Raw genomic sequence first — 11644 nt, 5'->3', positions numbered from 1 at the left:
GCTGCCCGAATCGACCGCCAACGCCACACCGGGCGCGGCAGCCGACGTATCGAGCGTGAAGCTGAACGACGTCGCCGATGACGTATTGCCGGCGACGTCAACCTGCCGGACCTGCACGTTGTTTACGCCTTCGAGCGCACCGAAGCTGGTGCTCCAGTGCGCGCCGTTATCGACGCTGTACTGCACGGTGGCGCCATTCTCGATGCCGGACAGGTTCAACGTGCCGACATTAGTGACGTGATCAACAGCGCTGCTGCCCGAATCGACCGCCAACGCCACACCGGGCGCGGCAGCCGACGTATCGAGCGTGAAGCTGAACGACGTCGCCGCCGACGTATTGCCGGCGACGTCGATCTGCCGGACCTGGACGTTGTTCGTGCCTTCGACCGCGCTGAAGCCGGTGTTCCAGTGCGCACCGCCGTCGACGCTGTACTGCACGGTGGCGCCGGTTTCGACGCCGGTCAGGTTCAACTTACCGACATTGGTGACGTGATCAACAGCGCTGCTGCCCGAATCGACCGCCAGCGCCACACCCGGAGCAGCCGCCGCCGTATCGAGCGTGAAGCTGAACGATGTCGCCGCCGACGTGTTGCCTGCGACGTCAACCTGCCGGACCTGCACGTTGTTCAACCCTTCGACGGCACTGAAGCTGGTGTTCCAATGCGCACCGTTATCGACGCTGTACTGCACGGTGGCGCCGGTTTCGATGCCGGTCAGGTTCAACGTACCGACATTGGTGACGTGATCAACAGCACTGCTGCCCGAATCGACCGCCAGCGCCACACCGGGCGCGGCAGCCGACGTATCAAGCGTGAAACTGAACGACGTCGCCGCTGACGCATTGCCCGCGACGTCAACCTGCCGCACCTGCACATTGTTCACACCCTCGACCGCCCCGAAGCTGGTACTCCAATGCGCACCATTATCGACGCTGTACTGCACGGTCGCGCCACTCTGAACCCCGGTCACATTCAGCGTACCGACATTCGTGACGTGATCAACAGCACTACTGCCCGAATCGATCGCCAGCGCCACACCAGGCGCCACAGCCGCAGCCGTATCGAGCGTGAAACAGCACGACGCCGCCGCCGACGCATTGCCGGCGATGTCGACCTGCCGGACCAGCACGGTATTCGTTCCCTCGACCGCGCTGAAGCTGGTGCTCCAGTGCGCGCCGTTGTCGGTGCTGTACTGAACGGTCGCGCCGTGTGCGATCCCGCCGAGCGAAAGCGTGCAGTCCGACGTGATGTGGTCGGTGGCCGAACTGCCCGTGTCGTGCGCCAGCGCGACGACAGGGGCGGGCGGTGCAATATCGACATAGGCGGTCGCCCAGCTCAGCGTGCCGTTGCCCAACCGGATGGCGTACGTGAAGCTGTCCTGCGCGTAGCCGAGCGTATTGAAGCTGTTCGACAGCCATGACGCATCGAGATGGCTCGCATCGTATCCGACCTTGCCGTCCGACGTGACCCAGATGTGCGCGCCGTGCGCGCTGTAATCCATGCTCACGGCTTCGGCTCTCGCCGTGTCCTGCGTCAGCAGCGCGGTCTGCTCGAGCGCGACGGTCGCTTCGGTGCCGGAGTCGAGCGAGTAGAGCGTCTTGGCCGCGCCGCCGAGATCGTTCGCCATCACGTTCAGGTAGACGGTGGTGAGTGCATTGTCGGTGAGCCCTGTCTGCGCCGACATGAACACATCGTCTTGTGCCTGCGGCGTATTGCTGATGGACACCGCGGTGCCGTTCGAAGTCGTCGCCATGTCGTGCTCCCCGTCCTGTCTGATGTGTATTGATGCAGGCATTTCGCCGCCCCATGCGGCGCTCGCCTGCGGATCTGCAAATCGGTCTTCGTATCAGCGCTCGCGCAACGCCATTTCCTTGGTCTTGATGACGGGCTTGAGCAGGTAATGCAATACGGTCCGGCGGCCGGTCCGGATGTCGACCGTCGCGATCATGCCCGGCACGATCGCGACCGGCTGGCTGCGGCCGCTCGGCTTGTTCTGCCGCGTGCGCACCAGCACGCGGTAGTAGCTGTCGGGTTTCTCGCCGGGGCGGTCGGGCACGATCGTGTCGGCGCTGATGTCCTCGACGACGGCCGGAAAGCCGCCGTAGATGGAAAAGTCGTACGCGGAGAGCTTGACCGTCGCGTCCTGCCCCGGATGCAGGAACGCGATGTCCGAGGGCCGCACGCGCGCTTCGATCAGCAGCGTGTCGTCCAGCGGCACGATCTCCAGCAGGTCCATCCCCGGCTGGATCACGCCGCCGACGGTGTTGATCTTGATCTGCTTGACCATGCCCTTCAGCGGCGCCCGCACCAGCGTGCGCGTGACGCGATCCTCGAGCGCCACATTGGCCGCGCTCAGCGCGGACTGTTCGGCGCGCGCCTGGTTCAGCTCCTTCATCGCGTCGGCGCGGAAGTGCGCGGTCGTTTCGTCGATCTTCTGGCGCGCTTCGCGATAGGCGGCTTCCAGCCGCGGCATCGCCAGCCGCGTCGCGTCGAGGTCGCCTTTCATGTCATTGGCCTGCCGTTCGAGCCGCAGGACTTCGACATCGGATACCGCGCCTTTCTGCACGAGCGGGCTCGTCAGCGCCAGCTCCTTCGCGACGAGGCCATAGCTATGCTGCAGCTGCGCCTGGCGCGAACGTTTCTCCGCGAGCTCCTGGCGATGCTGTTCGGCCTGTTGCCTGAGCACGTCCAGATTGGCCTGCAATTCGCGCTGGCGCGATGCGAACAGCGAGCGCTCTTCGTCCAGCAGGCCGGGGCTCGTCTGCGCCAGCCGATCGGGTGCGACGAACGCGGCGCCGTTCGCCTCGGCGGTGAGGCGCGCGATCCGGGCAAGCAGCGCGGCATCCTTCGCCTGTCCTTCCTTGTACGACGACGTGAAGCGCGTATCGTCGATGCGCATCAGCGGCTGGCCTTTCTGCACGACCTGTCCCACGCGCACCATGATCTCGGAGACGATGCCGCCCTCGAGGTTCTGCACCACCTGCACCCGGCTGGACGGGATCACCTTGCCTTCGCCGACGGTCACTTCGTCCACTTCGGCGAACGCGGACCAGGCGAGGGCGACGACGAAGAAGGCGAGCGTCGCCCAGAGTATCCAGTGGCTGAAATAGCGCGGCCCTTCCATTGCCGCAGCGCAGCGTTCGCGCATGAACGCCGTATCGTCGGCGCGCGGCCTGAGGGCCGCGCCGATCCGTGCGACCAGCGCCTTGAGCGCCGCGGCGCGGTTCATCGTCGGCGTATCCGCGCCGTCGGGTTCAGCCAGCAGCGACATGGAGCGTCCTCCCTGCAAGCGCGGCCAGGACCTGGTCCTTCGGGCCGTCGGCGACGACGCGGCCCTGATCCATCACGATCAGGCGGTCGACGAGCGTGAGCAGCGACGGGCGATGCGTGACGAGCAGCAGCGTGCGGCCCTCGAGGCGGGCCGCGAGCCGCGCCTTGAATAGTTCCTCGGACCGGTTGTCCATCGCGCTGCTGGGCTCGTCGAGCAACAGCACCTGCGGCGACAGCAACATCGCGCGGGCGATCGCGACCGCTTGACGCTGTCCGCCGGACAACGCTTCGCCGCGCTCGCCGACGGCGAGATCGAAGCCGTTCGGCAAGCGGTTGACGAAGTCGGCGACCCCGGCGACCTGCGCGGCGCGCAGCACGGCGTCGTCGTCCACGCCGGGCGCGCCCAGCACGATGTTGTCCCGCACGGTGCCGTTGAACAACATCACGTCCTGCGGCACGTGGCCGATCCCGCGCCGCAGCGCGGCGGGATCGTACTGGCGCAGCTCGACGCCGTCGATCAGTACGTTGCCGGAAGCGGGCGGATAGAGCCCCAGGATGAGTTTTTCGATCGTGGTCTTGCCCGAGCCGACGCGTCCGATGATGCCGACGCGCTCGCCCGCGCCGATGCGGAACGACACGCCGTCGAGCGACGTGCCGCTCTGGCCCGGGTACGCGAAGCCGACGTTCCGGAATTCGATCTCGCCGCGCAGCGCCGGCCGGTGCACGAAGCGCTGGTCGGCCGGGCGCTCGCCGGGCAGGTTCATCACGCCGCTGATCGACGCCAGCGCGCTGCGGGACTGGTGGTAGCGGGTCAGCAGCGACGCCACCTGGCCCATCGGCGCCAGCGCGCGGCCCGTCAGGGTCGTGCAGGCGATCAGGCCGCCGGTCGTGAGGCGGTCGTCGCCAATCATATAGACGCCGCACAGGACTACGGCGAGATAGGCCACCTGTTGGGAGAACATCGCGAAATTGACCGCGCATCCCGACAGCAGGCGCGACTTGAGCCCGAGCCGCGCGATCTCGCCCAGCAACTGCTCCCAGCGGGCCTGCATCGGCCCTTCCGCGCCGTTGACCTTGATCGTTTCGAGGCCGACCAGCGTTTCGATCAGCAGCGCCTGCCGTTGGCTCGCGTGGCGCTGGCTGGCCTGCACGGCCCGCGCGAGCGGCCCCTGCACGGCAACGCCCGCGCCGATCACGAGCGGCAGCGCCATCAGCGGCAGCCAGCCGAGCCCGCCGCCGACCCAGAACATCGCCGCGATGAACACCACCGAAAACGGCAGGTCGATCAGCGCCGCCGCGGTGGCCGACGTGAGGAAATCGCGCACCGCTTCGAATTCCTGGATCTGCGACGCGAATCCGCCGACCGACGGCGGGCGCGCGGCCATCCGGATGCCGAGCACTTTTTCGAACAGGTTGGCGGACAGGATCACGTCGATCTTCTTGCCGGCCATGTCGATGAAATAGCCGCGCAACGTGCGCATTACCACGTCGAACACGATCACGAGCACGATGCCCGCCGCCAGCGCCCACAACGTCTCGAGCGCGTGGTTCGGCACGACCCGGTCGTAAACGTTCATCGTGAACAGCGGCATGGCCAGCGCAAACAGGTTGACCAGCATCGACGCGAGCATCACTTCCGCGTAGATCGGCCACGACTGCGCGACCACGCCCCAGAACCAGTTGCGCGGGCGCGGCACGGCGCTTTCCGCGTCGCGCGCGTCGAACCGGTGGGCGGGGCGCGCGAACAGCACGAGGCCGGCATGGCGTTGCGCGAGCTCGGCCGGGGCGAGCGCTGCCTCGCCGCAGCCGGTTTCGGGAAGGATCACCTGCACGGTGCCGGACGCGTTTCTGCGAACCAGCACGCATGCCTGCCCGTCGTTCAGCAGCAGCACGACGGGCAAGACCGCGTCCGGGATGTCGTCGAGCGCGCGCCGGGCCAGTTTGGCGGAAAGGCCCGCGCGCGCCGCTGCCCGGATGAACAGCGCCGGCGTCAGGCGCTGGCCGGCCAGCGGCAGGCCGGCCACGAGCGCGTCGGCGCCCACGGGCCGGTCGAACAGCCGCGTCAACACGAGCAGGCAGCCCAGCAGCGGATCGTCCTCGATGCCCGATCCGTGGGGCAGCTCCCATGCACGCGCGCCTGCCGCGCCCGCCGCGGCTTCCGTCGTGGCGGCGTGCATTACAGTACGCCGCCACGCAGGTGACGGTCGGACTGGTGCGGCAGTCCCCCCGGCGCGGATATCCCCGCCGTCAAGCGCTTTGTTTTGCTCATGCGCTACCCCGATGTTGTTCGTTCGATGTCCGTCGCTTGGTGCGACTGCTTGTCGACTACTGCCTTACGTCGGAGCAATAGCAAGTAGCGGGCCAGATGGGGTGGTGGGCGCGCGCAGCACGGCGGTGCGTGCTTGCGCGAGCCGGCCGGCCGGCGCGAATGGCGATTTGGTTTCGGATCTGATACGAATGAATGCGCGTGGCGTTGCGGACGTGCGCGGCGGCGCTCACGCTCTCGTGCGCGGATCAAGATGGCAGGGCAGCAGGGCGGTGGCGAACCGTCGCCGTGGCGCAAGCGGGGCGCTGGGCCCGGCCTCGAGAAATGTTTCAGCGCTGAAACGTCCGGGGTGTCGCGACGAATCGCCGATGCAACGTGGGTGGGGGTGCGGACAAAATCTTGGACTACCTTGGAGGTAGTTCATGTATTCATACGAAGACCGCGTTCGAGCGGTTCAGCTCTACATCAAGTACGGCAGGAGCGCAGCGGCAACTATTCGCGAGCTGGGATATCCTTCGCGCAAGAACTTGGCACGGTGGTACCGTGCGTTCGTTGAGGTTGGCGATTTGCCGGCGGGCTATCGCCGCTCCAGGCCACGTTACTCCACCGAACAGAAGCAGATCGCGGTCGAGCATTATTTGAGTCATGGCTGCAATTTTGCCGGGACCACGAGAGCACTGGGGTATCCGTGTCGCGCAGTGCTGGCCGCGTGGGTCTACGAGCTATGCCCCGATATTCGGAAACGTCTTGTCAGCAATGCTCGGAATGTGCCGTCGTCGCCAGTGTTGAGGCAGGCAGCGGTCATTGAGCTGTGCACCAGAGACGAAGGTGCACGCGTGATCGCGGAAAAGATAGGCGTGAGCAGGCCGACGCTATACAACTGGAAAAATAAGCTACTCGGTCGAGAGGCTCCGGCATCCATGAAACGCCATAAGAATCTGGCATCGGCCCCTGAGCCGGCAGAACTGGAGCAGCAGCTGGAATCGCTTCGACGCGACATACGGCAGCTGGAACTTGAACGCGACATCCTGAAGAAGGCCAATGAACTGTTAAAAAAGGCCTGGGCATCGACCCGCGGCTCCGGAGCAATCGGGAGAAGACGACGCTGGTTGATGCCCTGAGACAAATCCATGCACTGCCAGAACTGCTCGCCGTATTGGGTCTTGCCCGCAGTTCCTATTTTTACCATCGCGCACGATTGCTTGTCGCTGACAAGTATGCTGGCGTGCGTCGCGTCATCACGAACATCTTCGAACTCAATTACCGTTGCTACGGCTATCGCCGGATACGCGCGGCACTCGGTAAGCAGCAGGTCTTCATATCGGAGAAAGTCGTTCGACGTTTGATGAGGCAAGAAGGCTTGGCCGCTGGCAGTGCCCGCCGGCGTCGCTACGGCTCCTATCAAGGCGAAATAGGCCCCGCGCCAGAAAACCTCGTCAATCGCGACTTCCGGGCGGCAGCGCCGAATAAAAAGTGGCTCACCGACATTACGGAATTCCAGATTCCAGCCGGCAAGGTGTATCTATCGCCCGTGATCGACTGCTTTGATGGGCTAGTTGTCAGTTGGTCGATCAGCACGCGTCCGGACGCCGAGCTTGTGAATACCATGCTCGACGCAGCGATCGAGACAGTGGCCAACAGCCAACACCAGCCAATGGTCCACTCCGATCGCGGTGCGCACTATCGCTGGCCAGGGTGGCTCTCACGGATGCGCGATGCGAAGCTGATTCGCTCGATGTCGCGCAAAGGTTGCTCGCCCGACAATGCGGCATGCGAAGGTTTCTTCGGCCGATTGACAACGGAACTGTTCTATCCTCGGACCTGGCAGGCTACAAGCATCGAGCAGTTCATCGAGGCGGTCGATTCTTACATCCGCTGGTACAACGCCAAGCGGATTAAGATCTCGCTTGGCTCACTGAGTCCGCTCGAATACCGGGAGCGCCTCGGGCTCGCGGCATAAACCAGTCCAAGATTCTAGCCGCACCCCCGAACACGACATTTCTAAAAAGCTACTACAATCAAAAAGTTCGATCATCGGCATTATGTCAACTACACTTCCGACTGTACCCGAGCAGTCAAGACAATTGCGCACCCGTCAGTCTTCCGTAGCGGCAGTCGCGGAAGACGCCCGTATCCGCATGACGGTTTGACGCGAGGTGCCGAATTTACGTGCGACCTCGCTGACCGACAGGCCTTTGTCGAGCGAACGCATGACGCGCTCCTGATCGTGGCGCGACAGCGAGGCTGGGCGGCCAGTATGCTGTCCGCGTTCCTGCGCGAACTTCAGGCCGTTCTGGCTGCGTTGGCTTCTCGTCGCGATTTCCATTTGGACGATCGCGCGCAGCGTTTTGACCGCTTGCCGTTCGGGACGGCCTGCGAGGTCCACGTTGCCGAGTTCGACGCACAGGACGGAAATTCCTTTGTCGCGACATGCCATCAACGTCGAAAGTACATCGCGCGCGCTGCACCCGAGCGCGGAAAGTTCGAGTACCACCAGAGAATCGCCGGGAGCAACACGCCGCAAGAGCCCCTTCAGTTCCGGCCGACCGGCTGCCGCGACGTACGGATGCACATGTTCGATCGTGGTGCGGCTGAGCACGACGGTGTAACCGGCCTTGTCGAGCTCGAACAACTCCTTTTCCGGATCCTGACCATCGACGGGTTTGTTGAGGTAGAAATAAGTGCGAGCCACGACGGTGTCCTGGAGCGGCCATCAACGACGCGAGCGCGCAAGAACGGACAGCAAGTCGTCCAGTGCCACCGGTTTCAGCAGATGCGCATCGAAGCCGGCATTCGTGGCCTCCTTCACGTCGGCCTCCTGGCCAAAGCCGCTGAGCGCGATACAGGTCACCGATCTGAGCGCCGGCGCTTCGCGTAGTTTCGCGATGAACGCCAACCCACCCATGCCCGGCATGCCGATATCGGACAGGACGAGGTCCGGTATCTGGCCGTCGAGCAGGGACAACGCCTCTTCTCCGCTGGTCGCCGTCTGAACGATCGCGCCATCGCTTTCCAGCAGGACCTTGAAGGTTTCGACGGTTGTAGCGTCGTCATCGACCATCAGGATATGCAGACCGTGCAACGATTCCGCCACGGGTCCGCTGGCAGGACTCGTAATTGCGACAGCGCGATGGGTCGGGAGCGTGATAGTGAATGTCGCGCCGCGGCCGACACCTTCCGATTCCGCCCGTACCGCGCCGCCATGCAGGCTCACGAGATCCCTGACCAGCGCAAGGCCGATGCCGAGGCCGGCACGGCGTGCGTTCGAGTCCCGGCTTTGCTGGAACATGTCGAAGATGTGCGGCAACAGCGACGGCTCGATGCCGCTGCCGGTATCTGCCACACGCAGCACGGCCTCGGCATGTTCGTTGACCTGCAGCGAGACATCCACCGAACTGATGTTGTGAAGGTCGTCGTTCGCCTTTGCCGTGTCCTCGATGCGCGCCTGCATTTCGGCGTTCGCCGTGGTCAGCTCTTCGTTGACCGACTGCAGTTCTTCCTTGCTGCTTTCGAGCTCCTCGCTCGTCGAGCGCAGTTCCTCGTTGATCGCCTGCAACTCCTCGTTCGACGCCTTCAGCTCCTCGACCGACGTTTCATACTGCTCGATGATCGTCGCCAGTTGCTCGCGGCTGTGCTGCAACTCCTGTTCGAGCTGCGCGAGCACCGGATCCTGTCCGCTCGCTTCCGCCTGATCCTCCTCGGTCATGCGGCCGGCCACCTCGTCGAACACGATCAGCAGGAATTCCGAATTGGCGACCTTGTCGTGAAACGGCCTGACCGTCATGTTGATCCACGACACGCGGGCCTCGTGCGTCCACTTGACGCGCCGCGCCTCGACGCTCGTGCCCGTTTGCAGCGCGCGGAAAATGGCCGTGCGCAAGTCGAGCCGCAGGTCCGGCAGCACCAGCGTCATGATGTTGCTGGACAGCTCCCCGCCGACATGCCGCAGGAATCGCCCGGCGTTGTCCGACAGGTGAACCACGTTGGATTCCTTGTCGATGATGACGCTCGGCGGTGAATAGGTTTCCAGCGCACGCTGATGAAGCTCCGAATAGGAGAAGTTGCGCTGGGCCGGGCTGGCCGGAACCCGCATCGGCGGTTGAGGCGCGGAGCGCTCGTCCCCGCCGGATTCGACCTGGAAAAGCGGCGGGAAGCCCGTGACCGGTTTCGCGCGATGCGTGACGACGCGCGCCTGGTAGATCCGCCGCTTCTTGTCGACGACCGTAAACAGATCGTCGGCTGCGTCGGCCGATTCCGCGGTGCCGAGGAACAGATAGCCGTTCGGACGCAACGCGAAATGAAACAACTCGAGGATCTGCCGCTGCACCGCGCGCTCCAGGTAGATCAGCACGTTGCGGCACGAGATCAGGTCGAGGTGCGAGAACGGCGGATCGCGCAGCAGGCTGTGGGCGGCGAACAGGATGCGCTCGCGCACGGCCTTGGCAATCACGTAGTGCGCGCCCTCGCGCGTGAAGTAGCGCTGCAGCAGCGGCGCAGGCACGTCCGTCGCGATCGACAGCGGGTAGGAGCCCGTGCGTGCGCGGACGATCGCGGCTTCGTCGATATCGGTCGCAAATACCTGGATCGCCTGGCTCGACATCGACGCCTCGCGTGCCCGCGCGAGCAGCAGCGAGATCGAGTACGCCTCTTCCCCCGTCGCGCATCCGGCCACCCAGACCCGCACCTGCTCCTCGGCGGATTCCGGCGCGAACAACTGGGCGATCACCTCGCGTTCGAGGAAGTCGAAGGCCTCGCGATCGCGGAAAAACTGGGTCACGCCGATCAGCATGTCGGCCAGCAGCGCGTTGGCCTCGTCCGGCGCGGTCCGCAGGAAGTCGCGGTACGCGAGCATGTCGCGCTGGCCGTTCACCTGCATGCGCCGCTCGATACGTCGCAGCACCGTCGCCCGCTTGTACAGCCTGAAATCGTGGCCGGTGCGTACCCGCAGGTGCATCAGGATGTCCGACAGCGCCCGTTCGGGATCATTGGCGCCGGGCCGATCGCCGATTTGCTGCATCTGCGTGAGTTCGAGGGTCTGTTGCTCGATGCGTCGCGCATTCGCCCAGAGGTCCAGCAATTTTTGCGGCATCTCGGCCGCCGGCAGCACGATATCGACGCGCGCCGTCGAGATCGCATGCTGCGGCATCTCCGCGTACTCCGCATCGTCCGGCGTCTGGGCGAGCGTGATGCCGCCCGCCTCCTTGATACGGCTCAAGCCCGCCGCGCCGTCCGAGCCGGTACCGGACAGCACGATGCCGATCGCGCGCGAGTCGTGAGCGTCCGCCAGCGTCCGGAAAAAGTGGTCGATAGAGAGCGCGGCGCCTTCGGCGGAGCTCAGCGGGCTACAGCGAAGGCAACCGTCGGACATCTCCAGCTGCATGCCGGGCGCGATCACGTAGATATGGTTTTTTTCGATCGCTACCGTGGTCGTGACCTGATGCACCGGCATACCCGTCGTGTGCTGCAGGACGTTGTCCATATGGCTGACTTGTGCCGGTGCCAGATGGACGATGACCACGAACGCCATGTCCATGCCCGTCGGCGCGCTCTCGAAGAAGGTCTGCAAGGCCGTCGTGCCGCCAGCGGATGCCCCGATGCCCACAACCGGAAACGGCAGATCGCTCTTCACCGCGGTGGACGAGTGTGGCTGCTCCTGATGGGTCGGCTCTTGCCGTGACATTGATTTTCTCCTGATGCTGTAGCTGGACGTCGCCTGTCGGGCGCCAACCGCTGGGGCGTCACATGGATCGGGGCGCAGTTCCGCAACGGGCCGGGCCTGTTCGTGGCCATGCACTCTATCAGGTTGGCAGCCGGCTATCGGAAGCGCGCTCGAAGGCGACCGCATGGGCTCGCGATATCGACCGGTGAAGCCGGTTTCGTCCAAGCGCCTGATGGATATTCGGCAGCCTATTCGTGCTCGCGAGACCTTGCACGGGCGCTCGTGCGTATTGTACGCGGCGATCGAGCCGTGAGCCGGCACCCTGACCCCGAATTCATTCGCCGGTCGTCCCGTTGCGCCGCGATACGCTATTGCCGGCAGGCGCACCGGCCCGCGCATGGGCATGCGTCTCGATTCGCATCGCGGGAACGTCGAGGCGCCACCCGTGCT

Annotated in this window: 6 protein-coding genes; 1 reads left to right on the top strand and 5 read right to left on the bottom strand. The window is 64.8% G+C overall.

Going from position 1 to position 11644, the window contains the following annotated elements:
- From DIE16_RS05085 to DIE16_RS05075, 3 genes are all read right to left on the bottom strand, one after another.
- Positions 1 to 1752: Ig-like domain-containing protein (locus tag DIE16_RS05085; RefSeq protein ID WP_260434346.1), on the bottom strand; the 1752-nt coding region annotated here is incomplete at its 3' end.
- A gap of 93 nt (positions 1753 to 1845) precedes the next feature.
- Positions 1846 to 3270: an HlyD family type I secretion periplasmic adaptor subunit gene (locus DIE16_RS05080; RefSeq protein ID WP_124570421.1), complete on the bottom strand. Its 1425-nt coding sequence runs from the start codon at positions 3268 to 3270 to the stop codon at positions 1846 to 1848.
- Positions 3254 to 5446, bottom strand: coding sequence for a type I secretion system permease/ATPase (locus DIE16_RS05075; RefSeq protein ID WP_124891940.1), 2193 nt, complete (start codon positions 5444 to 5446; stop codon positions 3254 to 3256). The genes DIE16_RS05080 and DIE16_RS05075 overlap by 17 nt, the downstream gene beginning before the upstream one ends.
- 511 nt (positions 5447 to 5957) lie before the next feature.
- On the opposite strand from DIE16_RS05075, the gene DIE16_RS05070 reads away from it, so the two are divergent.
- Positions 5958 to 7495 (top strand): IS3 family transposase gene (locus DIE16_RS05070; protein ID WP_124891939.1). Its coding sequence is split into 2 segments (ribosomal slippage): positions 5958 to 6585 and positions 6585 to 7495, totalling 1539 coding nucleotides; the frame shifts between segments, so codons are not numbered across the junction.
- A 135-nt stretch (positions 7496 to 7630) separates the two neighbouring features.
- Here DIE16_RS05070 and DIE16_RS05065 read toward each other — a convergent pair.
- Complete coding sequence (locus tag DIE16_RS05065; RefSeq protein ID WP_124519836.1) at positions 7631 to 8227, bottom strand: recombinase family protein; 597 nt, start codon at positions 8225 to 8227, stop codon at positions 7631 to 7633.
- A gap of 21 nt (positions 8228 to 8248) precedes the next feature.
- A complete protein-coding gene (locus DIE16_RS05060) occupies positions 8249 to 11215 on the bottom strand; it encodes a CheR family methyltransferase (RefSeq protein ID WP_124891938.1) in 2967 nt (988 codons plus the stop codon).
- Positions 11216 to 11644 lie beyond the last annotated feature (429 nt).

The sequence above is a fragment of the Burkholderia sp. Bp9090 genome, assembly GCF_003857985.1.
GTDB lineage: Bacteria > Pseudomonadota > Gammaproteobacteria > Burkholderiales > Burkholderiaceae > Burkholderia.
Note: the sequence above shows the minus strand (reverse complement) of the source record. Positions and strands in the feature narration are given on the sequence as shown.

Excerpts from the sequence above, each read along its gene's own strand:
- DIE16_RS05080 (WP_124570421.1), bottom strand. The coding sequence starts at position 3,270 with ATGTCGCTGCTGGCTGAACCCGACGGCGCGGATACGCCGACGATGAAC.
- DIE16_RS05075 (WP_124891940.1), bottom strand. The coding sequence starts at position 5,446 with ATGCACGCCGCCACGACGGAAGCCGCGGCGGGCGCGGCAGGCGCGCGT.
- DIE16_RS05060 (WP_124891938.1), bottom strand. The coding sequence starts at position 11,215 with ATGTCACGGCAAGAGCCGACCCATCAGGAGCAGCCACACTCGTCCACC.